Source organism: Brevundimonas sp. T2-11 (assembly GCF_055397675.1).
Window position 1 is genome coordinate 1,996,913 of the sequence record NZ_AP027920.1, and the last position, 24,556, is coordinate 2,021,468.

24 protein-coding genes are annotated in these 24,556 nt (G+C 68.7%); 12 read left to right on the forward strand and 12 right to left on the reverse strand.

The genetic code is table 11. From position 1 onward, the window contains the following. Window positions 1-27 precede the first annotated feature (27 nt). The gene (locus ACZ5XO_RS09965; protein WP_464162201.1) at window positions 28-768 is read left to right on the forward strand and encodes an endonuclease/exonuclease/phosphatase family protein; all 741 of its coding nucleotides are present in this window, start codon (window positions 28-30) and stop codon (window positions 766-768) included. On the opposite strand, the gene ACZ5XO_RS09970 is transcribed toward ACZ5XO_RS09965, so the two are convergent. Continuing rightward, entirely contained in the window at window positions 753-2,228 is a 1,476-nt protein-coding gene (locus ACZ5XO_RS09970) for a phospholipase D-like domain-containing protein (RefSeq protein WP_464162202.1), read from the reverse strand. The two genes, ACZ5XO_RS09965 and ACZ5XO_RS09970, sit on opposite strands and share 16 nt — an antisense overlap. Window positions 2,229-2,377: 149 nt before the next feature. Here ACZ5XO_RS09970 and ACZ5XO_RS09975 point away from each other — a divergent pair, with 149 nt between their 5' ends. The 3 genes from ACZ5XO_RS09975 (at window position 2,378) to ACZ5XO_RS09985 (ending at window position 5,997) form a co-directional block, all read left to right on the forward strand. Continuing rightward, window positions 2,378-2,560 (forward strand): hypothetical protein, encoded by a 183-nt coding sequence (locus ACZ5XO_RS09975; protein WP_464162203.1) that lies wholly within the window; start codon window positions 2,378-2,380, stop codon window positions 2,558-2,560. Between the two features lie 161 nt (window positions 2,561-2,721). After that, window positions 2,722-5,283: a coiled-coil domain-containing protein gene (locus tag ACZ5XO_RS09980; protein WP_464162204.1), complete on the forward strand. Its 2,562-nt coding sequence runs from the start codon at window positions 2,722-2,724 to the stop codon at window positions 5,281-5,283. A gap of 120 nt (window positions 5,284-5,403) precedes the next feature. Continuing rightward, window positions 5,404-5,997, forward strand: a complete 594-nt coding sequence (locus ACZ5XO_RS09985; RefSeq protein WP_464164901.1) for a hypothetical protein — start codon at window positions 5,404-5,406, stop codon at window positions 5,995-5,997. 4 nt (window positions 5,998-6,001) lie between these two features. Here ACZ5XO_RS09985 and ACZ5XO_RS09990 read toward each other — a convergent pair whose 3' ends face one another. Further along, window positions 6,002-7,162 (reverse strand): MFS transporter, encoded by a 1,161-nt coding sequence (locus tag ACZ5XO_RS09990; protein ID WP_464162205.1) that lies wholly within the window; start codon window positions 7,160-7,162, stop codon window positions 6,002-6,004. Between the two features lie 50 nt (window positions 7,163-7,212). Between ACZ5XO_RS09990 and ACZ5XO_RS09995 the strand changes: the two genes are divergently transcribed. Genes ACZ5XO_RS09995 through ACZ5XO_RS10005 form a run of 3 tightly spaced genes read left to right on the forward strand, consistent with a single transcriptional unit; the run spans window position 7,213 to window position 9,270 of the window. Further along, window positions 7,213-7,584, forward strand: coding sequence for a DUF423 domain-containing protein (locus tag ACZ5XO_RS09995; RefSeq protein ID WP_464162206.1), 372 nt, complete (start codon window positions 7,213-7,215; stop codon window positions 7,582-7,584). 31 nt (window positions 7,585-7,615) lie between these two features. Beyond that, window positions 7,616-8,605 carry a prolyl aminopeptidase gene (pip, locus tag ACZ5XO_RS10000; protein WP_464162207.1) on the forward strand — a complete coding sequence of 330 codons (990 nt, stop codon included), beginning with the start codon at window positions 7,616-7,618 and terminating at the stop codon, window positions 8,603-8,605. Window positions 8,606-8,661: 56 nt separating this feature from the next. Further along, the gene (locus ACZ5XO_RS10005) at window positions 8,662-9,270 is read left to right on the forward strand and encodes a hypothetical protein (protein ID WP_464162208.1); all 609 of its coding nucleotides are present in this window, start codon (window positions 8,662-8,664) and stop codon (window positions 9,268-9,270) included. Between the two features lie 4 nt (window positions 9,271-9,274). Here ACZ5XO_RS10005 and ACZ5XO_RS10010 read toward each other — a convergent pair whose 3' ends face one another. From ACZ5XO_RS10010 to ACZ5XO_RS10045, 8 genes are all read right to left on the reverse strand, one after another. After that, entirely contained in the window at window positions 9,275-9,772 is a 498-nt protein-coding gene (locus ACZ5XO_RS10010) for a DUF6173 family protein (RefSeq protein ID WP_464162209.1), read from the reverse strand. A 28-nt stretch (window positions 9,773-9,800) separates the two neighbouring features. Continuing rightward, the gene (rodA, locus tag ACZ5XO_RS10015) at window positions 9,801-10,958 is read right to left on the reverse strand and encodes a rod shape-determining protein RodA (protein ID WP_464162210.1); all 1,158 of its coding nucleotides are present in this window, start codon (window positions 10,956-10,958) and stop codon (window positions 9,801-9,803) included. Beyond that, a complete protein-coding gene (mrdA, locus tag ACZ5XO_RS10020; protein ID WP_464162211.1) occupies window positions 10,955-12,961 on the reverse strand; it encodes a penicillin-binding protein 2 in 2,007 nt (668 codons plus the stop codon). The genes rodA and mrdA overlap by 4 nt, the downstream gene beginning before the upstream one ends. After that, on the reverse strand, window positions 12,958-13,476 hold the full coding sequence (locus ACZ5XO_RS10025; RefSeq protein ID WP_464162212.1) for a hypothetical protein: 519 nt from the start codon (window positions 13,474-13,476) through the stop codon (window positions 12,958-12,960). Before ACZ5XO_RS10025 ends, mrdA begins: the two co-directional genes overlap by 4 nt. Further along, window positions 13,473-14,654: a rod shape-determining protein MreC gene (gene mreC / locus ACZ5XO_RS10030; protein WP_464162213.1), complete on the reverse strand. Its 1,182-nt coding sequence runs from the start codon at window positions 14,652-14,654 to the stop codon at window positions 13,473-13,475. Before mreC ends, ACZ5XO_RS10025 begins: the two co-directional genes overlap by 4 nt. 116 nt (window positions 14,655-14,770) lie before the next feature. Continuing rightward, entirely contained in the window at window positions 14,771-15,811 is a 1,041-nt protein-coding gene (locus ACZ5XO_RS10035; protein WP_105563262.1) for a rod shape-determining protein, read from the reverse strand. 251 nt (window positions 15,812-16,062) lie between these two features. Next, window positions 16,063-16,677, reverse strand: coding sequence for a glutathione S-transferase family protein (locus tag ACZ5XO_RS10040; RefSeq protein WP_464162214.1), 615 nt, complete (start codon window positions 16,675-16,677; stop codon window positions 16,063-16,065). A gap of 13 nt (window positions 16,678-16,690) precedes the next feature. Continuing rightward, window positions 16,691-17,413: a TVP38/TMEM64 family protein gene (locus ACZ5XO_RS10045; protein ID WP_464162215.1), complete on the reverse strand. Its 723-nt coding sequence runs from the start codon at window positions 17,411-17,413 to the stop codon at window positions 16,691-16,693. A 121-nt stretch (window positions 17,414-17,534) separates the two neighbouring features. Between ACZ5XO_RS10045 and ACZ5XO_RS10050 the strand changes: the two genes are divergently transcribed. Continuing rightward, complete coding sequence (locus ACZ5XO_RS10050; RefSeq protein WP_464162216.1) at window positions 17,535-18,740, forward strand: pyridoxal phosphate-dependent aminotransferase; 1,206 nt, start codon at window positions 17,535-17,537, stop codon at window positions 18,738-18,740. A 7-nt stretch (window positions 18,741-18,747) separates the two neighbouring features. Here the strand turns inward: ACZ5XO_RS10050 and ACZ5XO_RS10055 are convergent, their stop codons facing one another. Both ACZ5XO_RS10055 and ACZ5XO_RS10060 read right to left on the reverse strand, forming a co-directional pair. Further along, a complete protein-coding gene (locus ACZ5XO_RS10055) occupies window positions 18,748-19,155 on the reverse strand; it encodes a hypothetical protein (protein WP_464162217.1) in 408 nt (135 codons plus the stop codon). Next, complete coding sequence (locus ACZ5XO_RS10060) at window positions 19,155-20,129, reverse strand: polyprenyl synthetase family protein (RefSeq protein ID WP_464164902.1); 975 nt, start codon at window positions 20,127-20,129, stop codon at window positions 19,155-19,157. The genes ACZ5XO_RS10055 and ACZ5XO_RS10060 overlap by 1 nt, the downstream gene beginning before the upstream one ends. Window positions 20,130-20,272: 143 nt before the next feature. Between ACZ5XO_RS10060 and ACZ5XO_RS10065 the strand changes: the two genes are divergently transcribed. From ACZ5XO_RS10065 to leuB, 4 genes are all read left to right on the forward strand, one after another. Next, window positions 20,273-21,043 (forward strand): tRNA1(Val) (adenine(37)-N6)-methyltransferase, encoded by a 771-nt coding sequence (locus tag ACZ5XO_RS10065; RefSeq protein WP_464162218.1) that lies wholly within the window; start codon window positions 20,273-20,275, stop codon window positions 21,041-21,043. A 179-nt stretch (window positions 21,044-21,222) separates the two neighbouring features. Continuing rightward, window positions 21,223-22,668, forward strand: coding sequence for an aldehyde dehydrogenase family protein (locus ACZ5XO_RS10070; RefSeq protein ID WP_464162219.1), 1,446 nt, complete (start codon window positions 21,223-21,225; stop codon window positions 22,666-22,668). 17 nt (window positions 22,669-22,685) lie between these two features. After that, the gene (locus ACZ5XO_RS10075) at window positions 22,686-23,450 is read left to right on the forward strand and encodes a glucose 1-dehydrogenase (RefSeq protein ID WP_464162220.1); all 765 of its coding nucleotides are present in this window, start codon (window positions 22,686-22,688) and stop codon (window positions 23,448-23,450) included. After that, the gene (gene leuB / locus ACZ5XO_RS10080) at window positions 23,434-24,552 is read left to right on the forward strand and encodes a 3-isopropylmalate dehydrogenase (protein ID WP_464162221.1); all 1,119 of its coding nucleotides are present in this window, start codon (window positions 23,434-23,436) and stop codon (window positions 24,550-24,552) included. Before ACZ5XO_RS10075 ends, leuB begins: the two co-directional genes overlap by 17 nt. The last annotated feature ends 4 nt before the right edge of the window (window positions 24,553-24,556 follow it).

A 24,556-nucleotide genomic window follows, 5' to 3' on the forward strand; every position in this document is an offset into this window, starting at 1 on the left:
CGGGATCGACCGCGCCGACAAGGACCCATGCCCAGACTCGTCACCTATAACGTACACCGCTGCGTCGGCGTCGACCGCAAGCTGGACGTGGCCCGCATCGCCGCCGTCATCGCCGAGCTGGAGCCGGACATCGTCTGTCTGCAGGAACTGGACGTCGGCCGCGCCCGCACCAACGGGGTGGATCAGGCCCACGCCATCGCCGAGCGTCTGGCGATGGGCTTCCGCTTCCATCCGGCCATGACCATCGAGGCCGAGCTGTACGGCGACGCCATCCTGACGGCGCGGCCCGAGCGGCTGATCCGCGCCGCCGCCCTGCCGACCCTGCCCAATCTGCGGGGACTGGAGCCGCGCGGCGCCCTGTGGTCGGCCATCGACTTCGACGGGACCATCCTGAACGTCTTCAACACCCACCTGGGCCTGGTGCCGCGCGAACAACGGATGCAGGCGGCGGCTCTGGTCGGGCAGGACTGGCTGGGCGATCCGCGCTGCACGGGGCCGACCCTGCTGACGGGGGACTTCAACGCCACCTCCATCACCCGCCCCTATCAGGCCCTGACGAAACGGCTGGCCGACGCCCAGCGCGAACTGGGGCTGAAGCCCTCGGTGAAGACCTTCCCGTCCAGCTTCCCGGCCATCCGTATCGATCACTGCTTCGTCAGCCCGGAAATCCGGGTCACGGGCGCCATGACGCCGCTGCATCCGCTGGCGCGCACGGCCTCGGATCACCTGCCCCTGGTGATCGATTTCGAATTTCAGCCTGGCGTCTGAGGTCCCGTCAGTCGGGGGCGATGCGAGCGGTTCAACCGCTTCCAGGGCCGCCAGGCGTCCATCGACGAGGCCGGGTCGCCCAGCTGCCACTCGGCGATCATCCGCTCGATCGCCGACGGCGGCGTCGAACCGAGCAGAGTCATGCGATCCGAGCCGAAGGTCAGGACGGCCCGCCCTACCGAGCCCATGACGGCCTCGGCCTGGGCGAAGGCCTCGCCCGAGACGCCGATGAAATGGCCGATGGAGCGCTGACGGAACCGCCGCACCACGTCGCGCCCCGCCTCGGTCGTCGGCTCGACCGCCACATCGCACTCGGTGTCCAGGCCCTGGGAGCGGTTGTTCAGATTGGTGGAGCCGATGCGCAGCAGCCGGTCGTCGATGATCGACATCTTGGCGTGGACGATGATCCGTTCCCCCTCGAGCGTGCGCGGACTGAAGGCGAAGAAGCGGTTGTAGCGATCGGCCTGCTCCAGCCGATACAGGACCTCTGCGCGGGCCGTGTCCATGGTCAGGCCGTCGAACCAGCTGGGGCTGCGTCCGGTCGAGACCAGAACAATTTCCGGCCCTTCCGGCTCGGCCAGCCGCTCGGCCAGGGCGGCGGCGATGACCGGCGATGTGAAATACTGGTTCTCCAGATAGATCAGACGCTTCGCCCGGCGAATGGATTCCAGATGCAGGGCCTCGTTCTCGCGCACCTCGGGCCGACCGCGCACCCGCGGTTCGGTACGGGCGATCCCGACCGGCACGTCGGTCAGGGCCGGCTCGACCCCGTCAGGCCAGGGGTCCTCATCGGTCTCGTCCGGCAAGGTGCGTTCCCAGGTGGCGCGGAACCAGCGCTCGCGCGCCAGATCCCCCAGAGCGCGGGCCGCCGGCCCGTCCATGACGCTCATCACCTCATGGCGAGGCGCGCTGAACAGACCCGAGGGCTGACAACGACGGGGATCGAAATCCAGATGCTCGTCCGTGTCCCAACGGTCGGTGGCGATGTCGCCGCCGCCGCAGAAGGCCACCTTGTCGTCAATCACGATCACCTTCTGATGGTGGCAGGCGCCGAGAATGCCGGGCTTGTCGAGCCGGAACTCCACCATTCGCTTGCGGAACCAGCCCTGGGCGCGGTGAGGATAGAAGCCCTGCGACGCCGCGATCAGCAAAGGCGACTTCCAGATCAGCAGGCGGATATCCAGGTCGGGCCGGTGGCGCACCAGCATCCTCAGCTGATGTCCGATCTCGCCCCGTCGATCGGTCAGCGGCGACTCCGGGTCCAGGCGGGTGCGCGGGTCGAACTGCCAGCCCAGGACGACGATCGACTTCTTCGCCTTCTGCAGGGACGAGGCCAGGGCGTCGAAATAGGCGTTGTTCTCCATCAGCGGCGTGAACCGCTGCGCCGTCGCCACGCGCCAACAGTCGCGCCCCGGCTCCAGAAGGCTGCCCTCGTAGCTGTCGTCGCCCCGTTCCCTCATGCATCCAGACTGACTGATTCGCGTGACGCGCCCATGCGCGTCGCACAAGCTTGACGTTTAAGAGGCGGCTTCGTTCCATCGGATAAGCGGCGTCGCTTCACAATGCCGCCGCATTGTAAACATCGCCGCGCTCTGCCATGATGCGCGCCATGCAAATGCTGCTGGAAATGCTGGCTGGCCTGATCGCGATGCTCGCTGCGGCGGCGTTGTCGCAGTTCGGCGTCGATCTGCACGCCCCGCGCCACTCTGAGCGTGAGATTCAGCGCGTTCAGGATTGCAAGGACGCCCCGGCCGCCACGATCACCGTCGCCGCCGCCCCAGGCGATTGCTGAGCGACCAGCCGCCTGCGGCCTAGGGATTCTGGCCGATCATCCCCGATCTTCCCGCGAATCCCGCCCTGCGAGCCTTTGCGTGACCCGATCAAGCCGTTAGGGTCCACCCTCCGCGCGCCCTCGCCGCGTTTCCGGCGAATAGTGATCGAGAACGACGCCCCATGAAGTCCAGCCATCGGCCGCCGCTCAACCTGACCGACCCGGAACCGGAAACGGTTCACGGCGAGCCCGACGCCGCCGCCAAGCCTGACGCCGATCCGGTCGTGGAAGCCGAGGCTGCGCCTCAACCAGAACCAGAGGTTGAACGTCCCATGTCCGAGCGCCGGCGCCGCCAGCTGCTGGAAGAACAGCGACTGGCCGAGGAACGCGCCGCCGCCATGCAGGCCCACCCTGACTTGCCGCCGCTGGCTGTTTCGGCCGACGCGCCGCCCGCCGTGCGGGACGAGGCCCCGCCCCCCGCCCCGGTCGCCGCGAGCCATGCATCCGCTGCGAAATCCGGCGGCGCCGCCTATCTGATCGCCGGCCTGGCCTCGGCCCTGTGGATCGGCGGCGTCGCCTCCTGGTTCGCTTTTGAGTTCGGCTCGGGCGCCGTCCAGCTGGAGCCGCTGCGTCTGGCTGTCTACGCCCTGATCGCCCTGGCCCCCGCCGGTCTGGCCATCATGCTGGCCCATGCTGTGCGTCAGGGCGCCAGCCTGGCCCAGGAAACCCGTCGCGCCCGCGATATGGCCGAGGCCCTGGTCGGGCCGACGGCCCTGGCCGCCCATCAGACCGGGCAGGTCCTGACCTCCCTGCGCGGCGACATCGACCAGGCGGCCCTGGCCGCCGAGCGCGCCCGCAACGACATGGCCTTGCTGCGCGAGGCCCTGGCTCAGGAAACCACGCGCCTGAACGAAGCCGCCGAGAGCGCGGGCCGCACGGCGCGTCGTCTGACCGACCAACTGGGACGCGAGCGCGAACAGATGGGCGCCCTTGGCGTGCAACTGGACAGCCAGGCCGCCGGCGTCGTCGACGCGGTCGAGCGTCAATCGCGCATGGTGGTGGACGCCTCGGATCTGGCCCAGACCCAGCTTCGCGAGGCCGAAGCCGCCCTGGCGGCCCGCGCCGCCGACCTGGCCGCCGCCGCCAACGAGGCCCAGGACGCCGCCCGCGCCGCCGCCGACGACCTGGCCCGCCAGACCCTGCGTCTGGAAACCGCCGGAACCGGCGTCGCCGAACAGATCCAGTCGGTCGAGGAAGGCCTGAGCCAGCAACGCGCCTCGCTGGTCACCGCCGCCTACGCCCTGCGCACCGATCAGGAGGACTTCTCGGCCCAGATCGAGAGCCAGCGCGCCCAGTTCACAGAGCAGCTGTCCCTGACACGCAGCGCCGCCGGCGAGCTGAACCAGACCACCGGCGACGTCAGCGACGCCCTGAAGGCCCAGGTCGAGGCCGTGACCGATCAGTTTCGCGCCCTGGTGGACCTGTCGCAGCGCGAGGCCGACGGCTTCGACCACGCCACCAAGCTGGCGCTGGACCGCTTCGAGGCCCTGGCCGCCGAGGCCCGCGACCTGCTGGTCGAGGAGACCCGCCGCGCCCTGTCGGCCTTGCAGGCCACCGCCGACGAGCAGCGCGCCGCCGCCGCCGCCGCCATCGAACAGGCCCAGATTCGCGCCGACCGTCTGGGCGAATCCCTGTTCGACGCCGCGCAAAAGGCCGACGAAGCCGCCGAGGCCCGCATCGACGGCGCTCGCAAGATCGTCAACCAGACCGCCGAAATGGTCGATCTGACCGGCGAGAAGGTGGCCGAGCGGCTGGAAGGCACGCTGGAGCGCATGACCGCCGCCCTGACCCAGGTCGAGAGCGCCGTGGCCGATATGGACGCCCGCGCCAATCGCCTGCCTGAAGAAGCCGCCGCCCGCGTGGACGCTGTGCGCGCCTCGGTCGAACAGGGGCTGGCCGCCCTGACCGCCGCCTCGCGCAAGGCGGCCGAGGACACCGAAGCCCTTGAGAGCGGCTTCCAGGACCGCGTGCGCCGCAACTACGACATGCTGGCCGAGGCCGTGCGCGTCATGGGCGTGGTGTCGGGCGACACCCCCGCCAGCCGTCGTCGCGAACCCCTGCTGTCCGCATCCGCCCCCGAGACGCCGCGCTACAAGCCGCGTCCGGTCGAGGCCAAGCCCGAACCCAAGGCTGAAGCCAAGCCCGCCGCCAAGACCGCAGAGGAACGTAGCTTCGGCCTGCGCGGACGGCTGCGGCTGGAGCCGACCGAGGACGCCACGACCGCGCCCGCCAGGGACGAACCGCTGGACTGGAGCGATCTGGCCGAGGGCGACCCGGCGCACGAAGCGCCGCTGGAACTGGACGCACCGGTCGCCGCACCGGTTGACGCAGGGGCCCTGGCCGACCGCATCACCGCCGCCATCCGTCGCATGGGAGTCGATCCCAACGCCCTGCTGCCCCGCGCCAGGATCGAGGAAGCCGCCCGCGCCCTGGCGCTGCAAGAGCCGGATCGTGCACGCCAGATCGTGCGCCGCGTGGCTCCCGCCGCCGTGCGCAGCGTCTCGCGTCGGATCCTGGCCGACGCCGAGTTGCGCGCCGACGCCGACGCCTATGTCCGCGCCTTCGGCCGCGAGATGCAGGACCATGCCCGTCAGGGCGACGCGCACGACGTCCAGGCGCGCCTGGCCACCGACGAGGGCCGCGCCTTCATGTTGCTGGACGCCGCCATCGGCGATCTGGGCTAGGTTTCAACGCCGCAGAACCGTCACATTTTACCTCGGCGGGCTTGACCTCTCGCCGGGTTTGACCGCACCGTTCCGGCCGCTGTCGCGTTAGTGTCACACAGGGTGGTTTCCTTGCTGGATATGGATACCGGGCTCCGTCCCGACCGACGCCCCGCCATCGCCATCTGCGCCTGGGATCCCGGTTTCACCGCCTGGGACCCGGTCGAGGACCTTTCGGGCGATCCGTGGAATCCCGTGGGCGCGCGGACCCTTCCCGTCGCCGGTTCGACCGAGGCCGACGTTCTGGCCAGCGAACTCAGCGCCATGCTGACGAGCGGCGAATGCGGCGCCTTGCTGCTGGTCGGGCGCACGGCCCATCCCGGCGCCTTCCGTCTGCAGATGCGCGCCGAAAATCGTTGCCTCGATCGCAGCGACCGACTGGATCACACCGGCCCGGGCGTGGCCCGCGCCACGGCGCCCGCCGCCGAGATCGTGCGCGATCTCATCGCCGCCGGCCTGTCCGCGGTCGCCGACTCTGACGCCGAAGAGGACGCGGGCAGCTATCTGCTGTATCGCATTCTGAACGACCTTCCGGATGGAACGGCCTCGCCGGCGATCGGCTTGATCCGCGCGCCGTCGGACGTCGCCGCGACCAAGGTGCAGACGGCGGTCAAGACGGCCGCCTCGGCCATCGCGCGCCATCTGGCGCCCCTGCCCCGTCCCAACGCGGCCTGAGGTATCAGGCCGGCTTCAACCTCGATCTCAGGATCAGGCCGGCCAGCCCCCCGACCAGAGCCAGGGCCGCCATGGCCAGATAACCCCTGAGGCCGAAGACGTCGTACAGGGGTCCCGAGGCTGCGGTCGCCAGACCGATCAACACCCCCGCCGACACCACGGAGCTCAGCGTCTGGGCCGCCGTATGACTGTCGGGCGGCGACAGATGCTCCACGATCTGCACCCCGGCCAGATAGGTGGCCGCGAAGCTGAGCGCGTGCAGGGTCTGCAAGGGCCACAGCGCCCACAGCGGCGGCGCGAAGGCCATCGCCGTCCAGCGCACGACCGCCGCACCGGCCCCGATCGACAACATCAGCCACGGTCCGATCCCGGCGCGCCGACGCCACGGCTCGGCCACCCACATGAAGCCGATCTCGACCAGAACCGAGAAGGCCCACAGCAGGCCGGTCATGCTCTCGGGAACGCCCTGCGCCTTCCAGGCGATGGCCGAGAAGCCATAGTAGAAGGCGTGCGCCGCCTGCACCGCGCCGACAGCGAAGACGGCGATCATGAAGACCGGATCGACCACCAGCCGTCCCAGCCCCTTGAAGCGTTCGATTCCCGGCACGCGCGCGCCCTCGGTCACGGGTTCGGCCGGCAAGACGCGCCAGGCTGTGACGGCGATCAAGGCCGCCGCCGCGCTGATCCAGATGATGACCGCGTCCGGCGACGCCCGCGTCAGCAAGGCGCCCATCCCGATGTTGGCGACCACGAAGGCCGCCGAGCCGCACCCGCGCGGCAGGGAGAAGGCAAAGCCGTCGCGCCTGGCCACCCGCAGGGTCATGACGTCGCTGAGCGGGATCAGCGCCGCCGCCGCCGTGGCCCCGACGAACCAGCAGAGCGCCCAGGCGGCGAAGCCCTGAACCAGACCGGCCCCGCCGTAGCCCAGGGCCATGGCCAGCCCCAGCAGGGCGATCGGCGTGCGCCTGTATTGGAAACCGTCCGCCCAGACCGCCAGCAGCGGGCCGGTCACGACGCGGCCCAGCATGGGAATGGCCAGCAGGGCGCCGATCTCGGCGCCGCTCAGTCCCTGCTCGCGAAACCACAGGCCCGCGAACGGCAAGGCCACCCCGCTGGCGGCGAACAGCAGGACGTATTGCAGGGCCATGCGCGGGGCGGACTTCATCGCCGCTGCGATAGCAGACTCCGGCGAAGTTGTGGTCTAGACATTAAGCCATGAGACTCGATCGCAACCTGCTCGTTTTCGCCGCCTTCAACGGGGCCATGGCCGTGGCGCTCGGCGCCTTCGCCGCCCATGGAGCCGGGCCGGCGATCAAGAGCCTGCTGACCACGGGCGCCCAGTATCAGATGGTCCACGCCGTACTGGCCGTGGCCTGCGCCACCTGGGCGGGCGGCGGCAAGACCGCGCGGATCGCCGGCTGGCTGGCCGCCTCCGGCGGGCTGATCTTCAGCCTGGCCCTGGCCATGATCGGCCTGCTCAGCCTGCCCGTCATGGGCATGATCGCCCCCGTCGGCGGGACCCTGATGATCGTCGGCTGGATCGTGCTGGCGATCGCGGCGTTCCGCTCACACAACATCAACGCCTGACCGGCCAATCTGAAAACCCCTCATTTCTGACATGGCATTTCCTGTGACCGACACCCTGCGCCGCGACCTCTATCCCGAGCTGGAAGCCTATGCCTCGGGCTGGATGCAGACCGACAGCATCCACGAGATCTATTACGAGGAAAGCGGCAATCCGCACGGGACGCCGGTCATCGTCCTGCACGGCGGCCCCGGCGGGGCGGTCAATCCGGGGATGCGCCGCTACTTCGATCCGGCGAAATACCGCATCGTCATGTTCGACCAGCGCGGCTGCGGCCTGTCGCGACCCAACGCCTCTTTGGAAAACAACACCACCTGGGACCTGGTGGCCGACATCGAGCGCCTGCGCGAGATGCTGGGCATCGACAAGTGGGTGGTCTTCGGCGGCTCGTGGGGTTCGACCCTGTCGATGACCTACGCCATCAAGCACCCGGACCGCTGCCTGGCCCTGATCCTGCGCGGCATCTTCCTGCTGACGAAGAAGGAACTGCACTGGTTCTATCAGGACGGCGCCTCGATGATCTTCCCGGACGCCTGGGAACGCTTCCTGGCCCCCATCCCCGAGGCCGAACGCGGCGACCTGATGGCCGCCTACAACAAGCGCCTGCTGGGCGACGACATCGAGGAGCGGAACCGCTGCGCCGTGGCCTGGTCGACCTGGGAGGGCGAGACGGTCAGCGTCCAGGGCCCCTCGGGCAAGCCGGACAAGTTCGCCGATCCGGAGTTCGCCGTGGCCTTCGCCCGGATCGAAAACTGGTTCTTCACCAACGGCGGCTTCTTCGACAGCGAGAACTGGATTCTCGAGAACATCGACACCATCCGCCACATCCCCTGCTGGATCGCGCAAGGCCGGTTTGACGTGGTGACGCCGATCTCGGGCGCCTGGGCCCTGCATCGCGCCTGGCCCGAGGCCAGGCTGGACATCGTCGGCGACGCTGGCCACGCCTCCAGCGAGCCGGGCATCATCGACAGCCTGATCCGCGGCACGGACTGGGCGGCGCAGCTGCCCAACGCCGATACATAAAACCGATACAAGGTGGCGGCAGAAGGACTCCAGCCAAGCTGAAGGGTCGCCACCAAATGAAGAAACTCATCCTTCCCGCCGTCACCCTCATGCTCGTCGCCTGCGGCGGCGAGCCCGCGGAACCGGCCGAGGCCGCGTCCGGCGCTGCGACGAACATCGCCGCCGAGGCGCCGGCGGCCAGCGGGCCTTTCGACGTGGCGTCTGTCCCTCTCAGCGAGGCTGAACTGCCGGCCTTCCCCTATATCGGCGCCCCCGAAGGCTTCCACCTGACCGGCGCCAAAACCCTGGAGCTCGAGCGAAAGTACGTCTTCCCGCACGGCGCGACCGAAGCGGTCGAGGGGCGCTACCACCACGGTCGCGTGATGGTTTCAGACAGCGGCGCCGAATGGAACGAGACCCTTCTGCTCAGCCGCCTGGACGCCCGGATTCGCGCCCTGGGCGGGGTCCGCCTGTTCGACGGCGCCATGCCGCAAGGCGCCCGCGCCCTGCTGGAGTCCGAGAGCCCGCGTTTCGCACAGGACCTCTATGATCCGGCCCCCTATCGGTTCCGCCAGTATGCGGTTCGCACCGAAAAGGCGCTGATCTGGGTCGAGATCGGGTACGGCTACAACGCCCCCATGATCGATCTGACCGTGCTCGAGCAGTCCCTTCCGGCCGCCGAATAGGCCGTCAGACGGATGCGCGCGTCGCCTGTTCCGCTTGCGGATTGGTCTTCATCACCATTTCGTTGAGCTGGAAACCGATGCGGCGCGCCTCACGCTCCTCGGGCTTCTTGATGGCCGCCAGGACGACGTTGAGCTGGGTGTAATGCTGGACCAGGCGCACCGGCTTTCCGTCGGCGTTGCGCCCGAAGAAGATGATCAGGTCCGGCCCCCAGAAACCGACATCGACGATCTGCATCGTGCCCTCGCCCGGCAGGCCGACGACACGGGCGCCGATCTCTTCGTCCTTGTCCAGCTTGGCCTCGAACTCCTCGATCAGCTTGGACAGGCGCACGAAGGCCCATTCGGCGGGGTTGTTGCGCATCCGCACGCCCTCGGCCAGGACCGCCGCCTCGTTCTTGGGGTCGGCCATGACCGGCTGCGGACAGGGCGTGTCGCCGCAGTCCGAGAACATCGAGGGATCGGCCTTGGGGATGGCGGCGGGTTCGGGGGCTTTATCAGTCATGGTCTCAGCCTAACGCCTGAAGCCGCGATCAGAACAGCCCCTGCCCCTTCGGCAGCTCGACATAGCGGTGGACGTGGGTCGACAGGATCAGGCCGAAGCCGATCATCACCGTCATCATGGTCGACCCGCCGTAGGACAGCAGCGGCATGGGCACGCCCACGACCGGCGCCAGGCCCATCACCATGGCCCCGTTGATCAGGATGAAGATGGCCAGAAAGGCCGTCATGCCCGCAGCGCTGATGCGGCCAAAATGGCTGTGAGACAGGGCCGCGATCCGCAGCGAAATCAGGATCAACGCCAGATAGCAGGCCAGGACGGTGAAGGAGCCGACGAAGCCGAACTCCTCCGACACAGTCGAGAAGATGAAATCGGTATGGCGTTCCGGCAGGAACTCGAGCTGGCTCTGGCTGCCCAGTCCATAGCCCTTACCCAGCAGGCCGCCCGAACCCAGGGCGATCTTGGACTGGATGATGTTGTAGCCGGTGCCCGAGGGGTCGGCCTCGGGATTCAGGAAGGTCAGGACCCGGTTGCGCTGGTAGTCGTGCATGACGAACATGACGAAGGGCGGAATGACGGCCACGGCTGCGGCGACACCGGCTGCGATGACGCGCCAGCTGAGCCCCGCCATGAACATGACGGCCGCGCCGGTCAGGCCGATGACCATGGCCGAGCCCAGGTCAGGCTGCTTGGCCACCAGGAGGAAGGGCAGACCGATCATGCCTGCCGGGATCAGCAGCTTCCAGGACCAGCGGGCGTCCTGGGCCGAGTGGCCGTGGTACCAACGGGCCAGAGCCAGAACGAGGCCGATCTTGACGAACTCGGCCGGCTGGATGCGGATGAAGCCCAGGTTCAGCCAGTTCTTGGCCCCGCCGGCGGTGTAGCCCAGCGGCGTGAACTCGATCATCAGCACCAGCAACAGCAGTACGCCGTAAAGCGGATAGGCGGCGTGGAACCACCACTTGGGGTGGACCATGGCCAGACCGATCATGGCGACCAGCAGGACGCCGAAGCGCAGAAGGTGCTTCCACGCCCAGGGCGACCAGCTGCCCCCCGCGATGGAATACAGCATGGCCGTACCGATGCCGGCCAGAACGCACAAAAGGCCGACCACGCGCCAGTCCAGCTCGGCCAGCTTGCTGGAAATCCGGTCGCGTTCGCCGGGACGGGACAGGGCTGAAGCGGTCACTGAACGGGCTCCGGCGGCGGGGCGGCCTGGTCGATGACAGGCGCGTCGATGACAGGCGCGTCCACGGGTTCCCCACGCGCTTCAGCTTCGCGGGCGCCGGCGTCCTCTGGCGCTTCAAAGCCCGCCTGTTCGATGCGAGCGCGGATCTCGGGGTCCTTCAACAGGGCCACCTTCATGACCTCGCGGGCACGGGGCGCGCCGGCGGTGCCGCCGCCCAGGCCGCCGTGCTGCACGATCACCGAGACGGCGTAGCGAGGATTGTCCGTCGGGGCGTAGGCGATGAAGAGGTTGTGGTCCTTCTGCGCCCAGGGCCTGCCCGCACCCTTGCGCGAGCCCGAGCCATAGTTCTGGGCCTGGGCGGTGCCGGTCTTGCCGGCCATGCGTACGGCGCCGAGCCCCAACTGGCTGTTGCGGAAACCTGTGCCGCCCACGTCCGTCACCGCCTCCATGCCGTCGCGCAGAACCTGCAGCATGGCGGCGTCGAACGGCAGGTCGGCGAAGTCCGCGCCCGCCGTCTGCTCGACCCCGCCGACCGACTTGATCAGACGCGGCGTCACCGCCTTTCGGCCGTTGGCGATGCGCGCCGTGTAGACGGCCAGTTGCAGGGCGTTGACGGTCAGCGCCCCCTGCCCGATGCCATAGCTGGGCGTCTCGCCGGGATACCACTTGCCGTCGCCGCGCACGGGATTGCGCCGCCGCCATTCACGATCAGGCACCAGGCCGACCTTCTGACCCGTCAGGCCAATATCGAAGCTCTGGCCAAAGCCCATTTCGCGCGCGGTTTCGGCGATGGCGTCCGGCCCGAACTCGGTCGCCACGGTCATGAAGTAGACGTTGCACGAGGCCTTGATGGCGCCGCGCATGTCGAGCGCGCCGTGCCGCCCGAGGCAGGCGAAGCGCCGCCCCAGGAAGAAGCTGCCGTTGCAGACCACGCGGCGGTTAGGGTCCCAGCCCCGCTTCATGGCCGCCAGACCGACGACAGGCTTGAACGTCGAGCCGGGCGCGAAGGTGCCGCCCAGGGCCTTGTCCAGCAGGGGCCGCCGCTCATAGTCCGCCAAAGCGCGATAGATCTTCGACGGCACGCCCGAGACGAACAGGTTGGGATCGAACGACGGCGACGACACCATGGCCAGGATGTCGCCGTTGCGCACGTCCATGACGACGCAGCTGCCGGCCTCCTCGCCGAAAACCTCCAGGGCGCGGTTCTGAACGTCGTTGTCGAGGGTCAGAACGACTTCGGCCCCCTTCACGGCCGGGCGTGATCCTGCGACGTCCTCGGCCACCACGCGGCCGCGGGCATCCACTTCGACCCGCTTGCCGCCGGCTTCACCACGCAGGTCGGTGTCCAGCGACTTCTCGATGCCCTGACGCCCGATGCGGAAACCCGGGTTGAACAGAATGGAAGGCGGCTGTTCGCCCTTGTCGCGGATCGCCTTGACGTCGCGGTCAGAAACCTTGGCCACATAGCCGATCACATGGGCGTAGGCCCCGCCGAACGGATAATAGCGGGCCTCGTTCATGTCGGCCATGACGCCCGGCAACTCGGCCGCATGCAGATTGACCTTGGAGAATTCCTCCCAGGTCAGGTCCGACTTGACCGGAACAGGCGAGAAGCGCGGCGCGGCGTTGATTTCCCGGATCAGGGTGCGGCGGCGCTCCAGGGTGTCCGGCAGCAACTGGCCCAGCAGATCGAGCGTCTGATCCAGATCCTTGGTCTCGTCGCGGACGACCAGGACACGGAAGCTGGGCCGGTTGCCGGCCACGACCACGCCGTTGCGGTCCTTGATCAGGCCGCGCGGCGGCGGGACCAGACGGAAGTTGAACTGGTTGTTGGTGGCGAGGGTGGCGTATTCCTCGGCCTTGACGATCTGCAGCTGGGCCAGACGACCGACCAGGGCCACCGTCCCCAGCGCCATCCCCCCGCCCAGCAGGAAGGTGCGCCGCAGGAAGGACCCCTGCCGCTCGTTCACGTCCGAGAAGAAGATGTGAGGTTCGCTGCTCATCGGAAGCGCACGTCGGCGTCGTCAAATCGCTGGATCAGCCAGTCGGCCAGAGGGAAGAGCAACAACGTCGGCACGACCTGCCCCAGAACGGCGAGGATGCTCGGCGCATTCCCCAGGCTCAAGGTAGTGATCATGTAGGCCAGGAAGAAGGCGAATCCCGTCGAGGCGACGTAGAGGGCGAACAGGACGATGGTCGCCTGCCCCGCCAGGAAGTTCGAGGCCAGCAGAATGGCGCCATAGACGGCCAGCAGGCTGAGCGGCCACAGGCCCAGGGCCCCGCCCCAGAACAGATCCAGGAACAGTCCGAGGCCGAACAGGACAGCCGGCGCCAGCATGGACGGTCGGATCAGAGGCCAGGCGAAGGCCAGGACGATCGGAAACACCGGCTCAGGCAGGTTGAGGCCGAACAGGCGAAACGGAATGGCCAGAAGCACCGTGACCGCAATCGCCGACAGGGCGGGATAGACGATCCATTGCAGCGGACCGACGACGCGGACCGTGATCGCCCGTCTCACTCCACGGCTCCTGCGGGCGCGGGTTCGGCGTCGGCCGTGGCGGCGGCGGGCGGAGGCGCGGCGGGTCGCGGTTGAGCCGTCGTCGGACGGGCGGCGGCGGGACGTGACGTGCCCGTGGCCTGGGTTCGCGCCGGAGCGGTCGCCGTCGCAACGGGTGCCGGAACGGGCGCGGGCGGCGGGACGGCGTTGGCGGCGCGGACCCGCTCGGCCGTGGCGGCGGCGGCGGCGGCGCGGCGCGTGGCCACGTCCTGAATGGCGGCCGCCTGGGCGGGCGTCGGCGGCGGTGCGGCGGCCAGGCTGGCCAGAGGCGGCGCGTTCAGGGCGTTCTGGTCCGCCAGTTGGCTGAAGTCCTGGAACAGCAGCACGCGGACATAGTCGATAGCGGTGCGGTCGCTGAACAGCTTGACGCGCCAGGTTCCGTCGACGCCCTTGGCGGCCACGCCGATGGGCAGGCCGCGCGGGAAACCGCCGCCGTCGCCCGAAGTCATGATCCGATCGCCTTCCTGCACCGCCCCCTGGCCGCGAACATAGTCGAGACGCGGGCTGCCGCTGCCGTCGCCGGTCAGCATCGCGCGGGCGTCAGTACGCTCGACCAGAACCGGTGTGCGCGACGCAACGTCGGTCAACAGCAGCATCCGGCTGTTGCCGGCGGACACGCCCATGATGCGACCGACCAGGCCATGTTCGCTCAACACCGGATTGCCGACACGCGCGCCCTTGGCGGCGCCGATATTCAACAGACGCGACCGGGCGAAAGGACCGCGAGCATCCGTGATCGCCAGCCCCGTGACCATGGGAATCGGCGGCTCGGTCTTCACCCCGAGCATCTGTTCATAGCGGCCGTTGATGTTCTTCAGCGCGAGGGCTTCATCGCGCCAGGCGTTCAGTTCGACGATCTCGGCGCGCAGCCGCCGGTTCTCGCTTACCGCGAAGAAGTAGCCCTTGACGTAATCGACGGCGTTGCCGGTCCAGCGCACAGGCGCCGACAGAACGCCGCCCACCGGCGCGGCGCCGGTCTCGAACCCGGCCCTTGCCGGCGCATAGCCTTCGCCCTGGCTGCCGCGGCTGTCGCCAAGCAGAAGCATGGCCGCGCCGACGATGCCGACGACGACCACGACCGCCGCCGTCCAGGCCAGCGGCACCTTGATGTTCTCGAACGGTCCGTCGCGAAACGCCACGGCCAGCCTTCCTACCTAGAGATCCGGAACCGACGAGCCCTTGCTCGCCGGTGATGAGAGCCTATCGCAAAAAACCGATTCCCGAAGAATGGCCCCCTGCGACAGGCTGTTCAGCCTCAGAGCGAGGACTCGAGGACGCCCTTCATCCACGACGGGTGCTCCAGCACCTTGCCGCAGCCGATGGCGACGCAGGACAGCGGATCGTCGGCCACCTGGACCGGCAGGCCGGTATGGTCGCGGATTTCCACGTCCAGGCCGCGCAGCAGGGCGCCGCCGCCGGTCAGCATGATGCCCTTGTCGGCGATGTCGGCGGCCAGTTCCGGCGGCGTGGCTTCCAGCGCGACCTTGACGGCTTCGACGATCTGCGAGACCGGCTCGGCCAGGGCCTCGGCGGCCTGACGCTCGCTCATCTTCACTTCGCGCGGCACGCCCTGCATCAGGTCGCGGCCCTTGACCTCGATCGACAGGCCTTCGCCGTCGGCCGGGACGCGGGCGGTGCCGATGTCCTTCTTGATGCGCTCTGCGGTCGTTTCGCCGATCAGCAGGTTATGGTTGCGGCGCATGTAGCTGATGATGGCGTCGTCCATCATGTCGCCGCCGACGCGGACCGAACGCGAATAGACGATGCCCGACAGCGACAGGACGGCCACCTCGGTCGTGCCGCCGCCGATGTCGACGACCATCGAACCGGTCGGCTCATGGATCGGCAGGCCGGCGCCGATGGCGGCGGCCATGGGCTCGTCGATCAGGCCGACGCGGCGGGCCGAGGCGTTCAGGCAGGAATCATTGATGGCGCGGCGCTCGACGGCCGTGGCGCCCGACGGGACGCAGACGATCATCTTGGGGTTCACGAAGCCCTTGCGGTTGTGAACCTTGCGGATGAAGTGCTTGATCATCTCTTCGGCGACTTCGAAGTCGGCGATGACCCCGTCGCGCATCGGGCGGATGGCTTCCATGTGGCCGGGCGTACGGCCCAGCATCTGCTTGGCTTCCAGGCCCACGGCATGGACGATCTTGCGGCCGCCGACGTTGCGCAGGGCGACAACCGACGGTTCGTTCAGGACGATGCCCTTGCCGCGCATGTAGATCAGGGTGTTGGCCGTACCCAGATCCATCGCGATGTCATTGGAGATCATGCCGAAGAGGGGTGAAAGCATGGGCGTCGGTTACCGCTTGTTCGGGCCTGGTAGGGCGTGAGTCTTGTTCGTCCGCTGTGGCGACGCCCCTGCCCTGCGCACCCATGTGCGCCGGGCCATCCTGATCGTCCTCGCCGAGCCGACTACAGGCCCGTTTGCCCGCATGGCGCGTCGATTGCAAGCGCCTATGACTCGCCGATCACAGCCTTGTCACGGCAAGGCTTGAAAGCCCGTCCGCTCAAGCTTTCCAGCCCCGCTTGCGCCTCGACGCGTCAGATCGCCGACAGCCCCTCGGCCGCGAGCGCCCGCTGAACGGCGGGACGCGATTGCACCCGGTCCAGATGGGCGTTCAGACCGGGGAACCGAACCTTGTCCAGCAGGTCCGCCTGACGCGCCCAGCGGGTGAAGACCATCAGATATCCGTCCGTCGCCGAATGATCCGCGCCGAGCGCCCAGGGGCCGACCAGCAGATGCTGTTCCGCCAGATCATACCTGGCGAGGGCCTGCTCCAGCGCTTCGGCGCGCGCCGCCCCCTCCAGCGGCGGGCGCGAGAACAGCACCTTGCCGATGGCCGGGTGCAGGGACGAGGCCAGCCAGGCGTTAAAGGCCTGCATCCGGGCGAAGGCGTAGGCCTCGGTCGGCGCCAGACCGGCTTGCGGACAGGTCTGGGCGACATAGGCCAGGATGGCGACGTTCTGGGTGATGACGCCCTGGGCCGTCGCCAGGGCCGGGGTCACGCCCGCCGGATTGATCGCCAGATACTCCGGGGTGCGCTGTTCGCCCTGTCGCAGGTCGATCTTCTGCAACTCATAGTCGGCGCCCGCCTCTTCCAGAGCGATGTGCGAGGCCATGGCGCAGGCGCCGGGCGAATAATAGAGCTTCAGCATGGTCGTCTCCCGTTCAGTCCAGATCTGACAGCCGCGCCGCCTCGCGACGCTTCACCACTTCACGCACGACCATCATCAATGCGAGCCAGCCTATGGCGACCCCGGCCAGGATCAAGGAGGTCCAGACCCCGTCGCCCGACACCGCCGCCATGAAGGAGCCGCCGAAGAAGGCGACCAGGGCCGTCTTGGGCAGCACCCCCAGGGCGCAGCCCGCCAGATACCCCGGAAACGAGGCGCGCACCGCGCCGAACGCCATGTTGACGACGATGAAGGGCGCCGAGGGCACGTTGCGGATGATGAAGCTGGCGGAAAAGGCGTTGCGGCCGACAAACCGCTGCAGTCGCTCGACGGCCCCGCCGCCGAAGCGTTCCAGCGCCCGCGCCGTGGGGCCGCGCCCCAGCCAGTAGGTGACCGCCGCGGACGCCACCGTGGCGATCCAGCTGTAGAGGAAACCGAACCACGGCCCAAAGGCCACCACGCAGGCGGCGATCAGGATGAACTGCGGCACCCCCAGAAAGGCCGACAGGGTGAAGACGACAATGGCCGCGACCAGTCCCCAGGGTCCGACCCGATAGCCCTCGAGCCAGGCCTCAAGCTTCTCTTCGGCGCCCAGGGTGAAATGGCTTTTGCCAAAGGCGAACAGGGCGATGATTCCCCCGAGCAGCAGCAGGCTGACCAGCAGGGTTCGCCACCGCTGGGCCTCCATATTCAGCAGAAATTCGACGATCCGCCGCATTAATTTCGCCCAAATCGCCTTTTGATCGTCCGCAAGGCGCACAAACGTTGTGCGCCCGCGCCGGGTTGCGTATCAAGCCTCGCCTCCCCGGCTCTCACCACATCCACCAGACGGGATAGATATGTCCAGCCTTCAGTCCGCCTCCCTCGCCCGCGTCAAGCCGTCGGCCACCCTGGCCGTGACCGCACAGGCGCGCGAGCTGAAACGTCAGGGCCGCGACGTCATCGGCCTGGGCGCCGGCGAGCCGGACTTCGACACCCCGGAAAACATCAAGGCGGCGGCTATCGAGGCCATCCAACGCGGCGAAACCAAGTACACCGACGCCGACGGCATGCCCGAGCTGAAGGCCGCCATCGTCGCCAAGTTCGCGCGCGAAAACGGCCTGAAGTACGAAACCAACCAGATCCACGTCGCTTCGGGCGGCAAGCCGGTGATCTACAACGCCTTCGTGGCCACCCTGAACCCCGGCGACGAAGTCATCGTGCCGGCGCCCTACTGGGTCTCCTACCCGGATATGGTGCTGCTGGCCGGCGGCGAGCCCGTCACCGTGATCGGCGAGGAAGCCGACGGCTTCAAACTGCGCCCCGAGGTGCTGGACGCCGCCATCACGCCGCGCACCAAGTGGCTGATCCTCAACTCGCCGTCGAACCCGACCGGCGCCGGCTACACCCGCGCCGAGCTGGAAGCCCTGGCCGTGGTGCTGCGCAAGCACCCGCAGGTCTGGATCCTGACCGACGACATGTATGAGCACCTCGTCTATGGCGACTTCGACTACGTCACCATCGCCCAGGTCGCACCGGACCTCTACGACCGCACCCTGACCTGCAACGGCGTGTCCAAGGCCTATGCCATGACCGGCTGGCGCATCGGTTATGCGGGCGGCCCCAAGCCGCTGATCGACCTGATGCGCAAGGTGGCCAGCCAGACGACGTCCAACCCCTCGTCCATCAGCCAGTGGGCCGCCGTCGAGGCCCTGAACGGTCCGCAGGACTTCCTGGCCGAACGCGCCGCCGCCTTCGAAAAGCGCCGCGATCTGGTGGTGTCCATGCTGAACCAGGCCACGGGCGTTCGCTGCCCCACGCCTGAAGGCGCCTTCTACGTCTACCCCTCGATCGAGGGCCTGATCGGCAAGACGACGGAATCGGGCGTGGTCATCGCCGACGACGAGGTCTTCACCGCTGAACTGCTGAACGCCGAGGGCGTGGCCGTGGTCCAGGGCGCCGCCTTCGGCCTCAGCCCCTATTTCCGCATCAGCTACGCCACCTCGGAAGCCGTGCTGGAAGAAGGCTGCCGCCGCATCCAGAAGTTCTGCGCTTCGCTGAAGTAGAAACCGCCTAGAGCGGCGCCGGCGGAATATTCAACGTCGGCGCCGTCTTCAGGATGAAGGACAGGCACCAGTCGGTCGCGCGTCGCGAATTATCCTGGTCGCCCGCCGCCACCCGCGTCAGCAGACAAGCGGCGTCGGGCCGGTGCTCGCTGTCGGTTCCGGCGTAAAGCACCAGGCCGGCGCCCGGCCCCGTCTCCCGCCGATAGGCCATCCTCAGGTCGCCCGTTTTCTTGAGATTGAACGCGTCCGCCTCGCCCCCGCCCAGCAGATCGCGGACCTGGGCGTCGGGATCGCCGGGCGCCAGGCGGAACAGCTCGGCCTTCAAGGCGTCGCCCGGCTGGGCCGTCATGGTGAATCGCGGCAGGTCTTGCGGGGCCGCCGTCAGCATCCCCGCAATGACGAGCGACAGCAGCATCAGGCCGCGCGACTGACCGCAAAGTCAGCCAGGTCTTCCAGAGCCGAGCGCCAATCGCCGACCGGCAGGACCGACAGCGCCGCCTTGGCCCGGTCGGCATAGTCAGCCGCCGCGTCCAGCGTCGCCTCGACCGCGCCCGTGCCCAGGATCAGTTCACGGGCGCGGACAAAGTCCTCGGGCGTGCGTTCGCCCTTGGTGATGACGCGATCCCAGAACAGGTCTTCCTTGCCCTTGGTGCGCTGGACGGCCAGCAGCAGCGGCAGGGTGGCCTTGCCCTCGTTGAAGTCGTCGCCCGCGTTCTTGCCCAGCGTCGCCGTGTCGCTGCCGTAGTCCAGGGCGTCGTCGGCCAGTTGGAAGGCGATGCCCAGGGCCATGCCGTAGTCGCGCAGAGCCTTCACCTGCTCCTCGGTCGCCCCCGCGCCCACCGCGCCCGACTCGGCGGCGGCGGCGAACAGTTCGGCGGTCTTGGCGCGAATGATCTGCAGATAGGTGTCCTGATCCAGGTTCAGGTCGTGGGCGCGCGTCAGTTGCAGCACCTCGCCCTCGGCGATGACGCTCGACGCCGTCGCCAGGATGCCGAGCGCCCGCAGCGAATCCGTCTCGACCATCAATTCAAAGGCGCGCGCGAACAGGAAGTCGCCGACCAGCACCGATGAGGCGGCGCCCCAGATCAGATGCGCCGCCACCTTGCCGCGCCGCATTTCCGAGCCGTCGACGATGTCATCGTGCAACAGGGTGGCGGTGTGAATGAACTCGACCGAGGCGGCCAGCTTCTTGGCCCCTTCAATGTCGTCCGTTGCGCCGATGGCGCGGGCGGCCGCGACCGTCAGCAAGGGACGCAGACGCTTGCCGCCCGCCGAGACCAGATGCTCGGCCAGCAGCGGGATCACCGGCACGTCGGACTGCATCCGGGCGATGATCAGGGCGTCAACCGCCGCCATGTCGTCCTTCGCCAGACGAACAAGAGCGTCCACATCGCCCTTGGGGCGGGGAGCGGCGACGAGAGCTGCGTCCACGAAAATCTCTTTCAACTCAGAGGGCGAAGGGGAAGATTCGCCCGGAAATCATTCGCATCCGCTTGCCCGAACGCGATGCGGCGCACAATGGTGGCGGCGTCATGATGGGTCAAGCCGGGTCAACCCTTACCGCCGCCGCCGAAGTTGCGGAATCCGCCCTGCTGGGCGGACGCGTTCGGCTGCGTCAGCCGGTGAAGGGCTATCGCGCGGGCATGGACGCCGCCCTTCTGGCCGCCGCCGTGGACGCCAGGCCGGGCGACCGGCTGATCGAGGCGGGCTGCGGCGTGGGCGCTGTGCTGATGCAGGTGGCGGCGCGTCGTCCCGGCGTGGCCCTGACCGGACTGGAGCGCGATGCGACCGCCGCCGGCCTGGCGCGCGAGAACGCCGCGCTCAACGGCGCCGATGACCGCATCGCCATTCTCAGCGGCGATGTGGCGCAGGGGTTTCGCGCTCTAAACCTGCCGACCTTCGACTGGGCGATCAGCAATCCGCCTTTCTTCGACGACCCCGGGGCCCTGCGGGCGCCCGGCCCCGGCAAGACAGGCGCCTGGATGGCCGACGACGGCTTGCAGGCCTGGACCGGCTTCCTGCTGAAATCCGTGCGCGAGGGCGGCAAGATCGTGGTCATCCACCGCGCCGATCGCCTGGCCGACCTGCTGGCCCTGCTGGGCGACAAGGCGGGCTCCTTCGCCATCCGTCCCATCCAACCCTACGCGGACCAGCCCGCCAAACGGGTGCTGGTTCAGGCGATCAAGACCGGCAAGGCCCCTCTGCGCCTCCTTCCCCCTCTGGTCCTGCACGACCGCACCGACGCCAAACACAGCCCCGAGGCCGAGGCCATCCTGAGAGGCGAGGCGCATCTGTCGTGGTGAGGGCCGTCAAAGCCGTGGCTGTGATCAACACGGCGCGTTTGATCAAAATATTGATCACCTCGAACACAGAATCAGCGACTTAGGGCGAGCCCATAAAGGGCTTGTTGCGTAATCAATAATTGTGCCCACTGCTTTTCGTAACGCTGGCGACGGCGAACGAAAGCGATGAGCACGGAACAATGGTCGCGCCTTTTTCGACGGACATGGTCTTCATCGGCGGCGTCTGGCGCCCCGCAGGCGGCGGCGCGACCCTGCCGATCGAGAACCCGTCGACCGGCGAGGTCATGGGCGCTCTGGCCGCCGGAACCGCCGCCGACGTGGACGCCGCCGTCCGCGCCGCGCGCGCCGCTTTCAATGGAGACTGGGGTCGGACCACCGCCGTCGAGCGCGGCCGCATTCTGGCCCGCATGGGGCGCGAGGTCGAAGCCCGCATAGACCTGCTGGCCGAACTGGAAGCGCTGGACGTCGGCAAGCCGCTGAAGCAGGCCCGCAACGACGTGATCGCCCTGGCCCGCTATCTCGAATTCTACGCCGGCGCGGCGGACAAGCTGCACGGCGAGACCATCCCCTTCCTCGACGGCTACACCGTCTACACCCTGCGCGAGCCGCACGGGGTGACGGGCCACATCATCCCCTGGAACTATCCGATGCAGATCATCGGCCGCTCGGTCGTGGCCGCCCTGTGCGTCGGCAACGCCGTAGTGTTGAAGCCCGCCGAGCAAGCGTCCCTGACCGCCCTCGCCTTCGCCCACATCGCCGCCGACTGCGGCCTGCCCGCAGGCGCGCTGAACGTCGTAACCGGCACGGGCGCCGAGGCCGGCGCGGCCCTGGCCGCCCATCCGGGGATCAACCACCTGTCCTTCACCGGCTCGACCGGCGTGGGCGTCGCCATCCAGCAGGCCGCGGCGGTCAACGCCGTGCCGGTGACGCTGGAGCTGGGCGGCAAGTCGCCCCAACTGGTGTTCGACGACGCCGATCTGGACAAGGCCCTGCCCTTCCTCGTCAACGCCGGCGTCCAGAACGCGGGCCAGACCTGCTCGGCCGGGTCGCGCGTCCTGGTCCAGCGCGGCGTCTATGACGAGGTGGTGCGCCGCATGGCCGAGCGCTTCAGCGCCCTGACCGTCGGCCCGGCCATGGACGACCGCGATGTCGGCCCGCTGGTGTCCAGGAAGCAGCAGGCCATGGTCGAGGGCTTCATCGACAAGGGCCGCGCCGACGGCCTGATCGTCGCCCAGGCGAGGCTGGACGACCTGCCGTCCGGCGGCGCCTATGTCGCCCCGACCCTGTTCGCCGGCGTCGCGCCCGATCATCCGCTGGCGCAGCAGGAAATCTTCGGCCCCGCCGTCGTCGTCATCCCGTTCGAGACCGAGGATGACGCCGTCGCCATCGCCAACGGCACGGACTACGGCCTGGTCGCCGGGGTCTGGACCGCCGACGGCGGGCGGCAGATGCGCCTGGCCAAACGGCTGCGGGCCGGACAGGTCTTCATCAACAACTATGGCGCGGCGGGCGGGGTGGAACTGCCCTTCGGCGGCGTCGGAAAATCGGGCCACGGTCGCGAGAAGGGGTTCGAGGCGCTCTACGCCTTCACCACCCTGAAGACCGTCGCGGCCCATCACGGATAGCGCAAGGGAGTAGCGTCTTGGAGGGGAACAGATCGAAGCGGCTGGAGGGCAAGCGAGCGATCGTCACGGGCGGGGCCTCCGGCTTCGGCGCCGGAATCGCGCGCCGCTTCGCCGAAGAAGGCGCCCGCGTCATCGTCGCCGACCTGAACGGCGACGCCGCCCGCGCCCTGGCCGCTGAATGGGGCGACGCCGATCTGGGCGTTAAGGTCGATGTGTCCGGCGCCGCTGACGTGGCCGCGCTCGCCGAGACCGCTGAGCGTCTGCTGGGCGGGGTCGACATCCTGGTCAACAACGCCGGTGTCGGCCACACGCCGCAGCCGCTGGACGAACTGTCGGACGAAGCCTTCGACCGCATCGCCGCCGTCAATATGCGCGCCATCTATCTGATGTCGAAGGCCTTCGTCCCGGCGATGAAGGCGCAAGGCTCGGGCGCCATCCTCAACATCGCCTCGACCGGCGGGGTCAGCCCACGCCCGAACCTGACCTGGTACAACGCCTCCAAGGGCTGGGTCATCACGGCGACGCGGGCCATGGCGGTCGAACTGGCGCCCTTCCAGGTGCGGGTGAACGCTCTGAACCCGGTTGCGGGCGACACCCCCCTGCTGAAGACCTTCATGGGCGCCGACACGCCCGAGGTGCGCGCCAAATTCCTGGCCTCCATCCCCATCGGTCGCTTCTCGACGCCCGAGGACATGGGCGCCGCCGCCGCCTTCCTGTGCTCGGACGACGCCTCGATGATCACCGGCGTGGCCATGGAGGTGGACGGTGGCCGCTGCATCTGACCGCGTCTTCAAGCTTCTGGTCCTGCCTGGCGACGGCATCGGGCCCGAGATCATCCGCGAGACCCTGCGCGTCGTCGACTGGGCTAGGGACGCCGGGCTGCGGATTGACCTGAGCGAGGCCCTCGCAGGCGGCGCCAGCATCGACGCCGTCGGCGCCCCCATCGCCGAGGACGTGGTGGATCAGGCCCTGGCCTCCGACGCCGTCCTGTTCGGCGCCGTCGGCGGGCCGAAGTGGGACCACCTGCCCCGCGCCCAACGACCCGAGATGGGCATCCTGCGACTGCGTCAGGCGCTGGATCTCTACGCCAACCTGCGGCCCGCCGTCTGTTTCGACGAACTGCTGGACGCCTCGGCGCTGAAGCCCGAGCTGATCCGGGGCCTCGACATCCTGATCGTGCGCGAGGCGACGGCGGGCGTCTATTTCAGCCTGCCGCGCGCCAATGAAGTCGGCGCCGACGGCCAACGCCGCGCCTATGACACCCAGGCCTATACCGAAGCGGAAATCGCCCGCGTCTGTCGCACGGCCTTCGAACTGGCCCGCACCCGCCAGCGCCGCCTCTGCTCGGTGGACAAGGCCAATGTCATGGAGACCGGCGCCCTATGGCGGGCCGTCGCGACCGAAGTCGCCGCCGACTATCCCGACGTGGAGCTGTCGCACATGTACGCCGACAACTGCGCCATGCAGCTGGTCCGGCGCCCGGACCAGTTCGACGTCATCGTCACCGACAACCTGTTCGGCGATATCCTGTCCGACGCGGCGGCGGCCCTGACCGGCTCGCTGGGCCTGCTGCCCTCCGCCTCCCTGTCCGGCCTGGGCCAGGGCGGCAACAGCCGGGGCCTGTATGAGCCGATCCATGGCTCGGCGCCCGATATCGCGGGACGGGGCGTCGCCAACCCGATCGCGACCATCCTGTCCTTCGCCCTGTGCCTGCGCTGGTCCTTCGACCGCGCCGACCTGGCCGACAGGCTGGAGCGCGCCGTACGCCAGGTCGTGTCCAGCGGCGTCCGCACGCCCGACATCGCTGAAGCCGGCGTCGCTCCCGTCTCCACCCTTCAGATGACCGACGCGGTTCTGGCCGCGCTGGATGCAGAGTTCGCGTGAGGAT

Coding starts and splice junctions, on each gene's coding strand:
- ACZ5XO_RS09965 (WP_464162201.1), top strand. CDS start 28: ATGCCCAGACTCGTCACCTATAACGTACACCGCTGCGTCGGCGTCGAC.
- ACZ5XO_RS09970 (WP_464162202.1), bottom strand. CDS start 2,228: ATGAGGGAACGGGGCGACGACAGCTACGAGGGCAGCCTTCTGGAGCCG.
- ACZ5XO_RS09975 (WP_464162203.1), top strand. CDS start 2,378: ATGCAAATGCTGCTGGAAATGCTGGCTGGCCTGATCGCGATGCTCGCT.
- ACZ5XO_RS09980 (WP_464162204.1), top strand. CDS start 2,722: ATGAAGTCCAGCCATCGGCCGCCGCTCAACCTGACCGACCCGGAACCG.
- ACZ5XO_RS09985 (WP_464164901.1), top strand. CDS start 5,404: ATGGATACCGGGCTCCGTCCCGACCGACGCCCCGCCATCGCCATCTGC.
- ACZ5XO_RS09990 (WP_464162205.1), bottom strand. CDS start 7,162: ATGAAGTCCGCCCCGCGCATGGCCCTGCAATACGTCCTGCTGTTCGCC.
- ACZ5XO_RS09995 (WP_464162206.1), top strand. CDS start 7,213: ATGAGACTCGATCGCAACCTGCTCGTTTTCGCCGCCTTCAACGGGGCC.
- pip (WP_464162207.1), top strand. CDS start 7,616: ATGGCATTTCCTGTGACCGACACCCTGCGCCGCGACCTCTATCCCGAG.
- ACZ5XO_RS10005 (WP_464162208.1), top strand. CDS start 8,662: ATGAAGAAACTCATCCTTCCCGCCGTCACCCTCATGCTCGTCGCCTGC.
- ACZ5XO_RS10010 (WP_464162209.1), bottom strand. CDS start 9,772: ATGACTGATAAAGCCCCCGAACCCGCCGCCATCCCCAAGGCCGATCCC.
- mrdA (WP_464162211.1), bottom strand. CDS start 12,961: ATGAGCAGCGAACCTCACATCTTCTTCTCGGACGTGAACGAGCGGCAG.
- ACZ5XO_RS10035 (WP_105563262.1), bottom strand. CDS start 15,811: ATGCTTTCACCCCTCTTCGGCATGATCTCCAATGACATCGCGATGGAT.
- ACZ5XO_RS10040 (WP_464162214.1), bottom strand. CDS start 16,677: ATGCTGAAGCTCTATTATTCGCCCGGCGCCTGCGCCATGGCCTCGCAC.
- ACZ5XO_RS10045 (WP_464162215.1), bottom strand. CDS start 17,413: ATGCGGCGGATCGTCGAATTTCTGCTGAATATGGAGGCCCAGCGGTGG.
- ACZ5XO_RS10050 (WP_464162216.1), top strand. CDS start 17,535: ATGTCCAGCCTTCAGTCCGCCTCCCTCGCCCGCGTCAAGCCGTCGGCC.
- ACZ5XO_RS10055 (WP_464162217.1), bottom strand. CDS start 19,155: ATGCTGCTGTCGCTCGTCATTGCGGGGATGCTGACGGCGGCCCCGCAA.
- ACZ5XO_RS10065 (WP_464162218.1), top strand. CDS start 20,273: ATGATGGGTCAAGCCGGGTCAACCCTTACCGCCGCCGCCGAAGTTGCG.
- ACZ5XO_RS10070 (WP_464162219.1), top strand. CDS start 21,223: ATGGTCGCGCCTTTTTCGACGGACATGGTCTTCATCGGCGGCGTCTGG.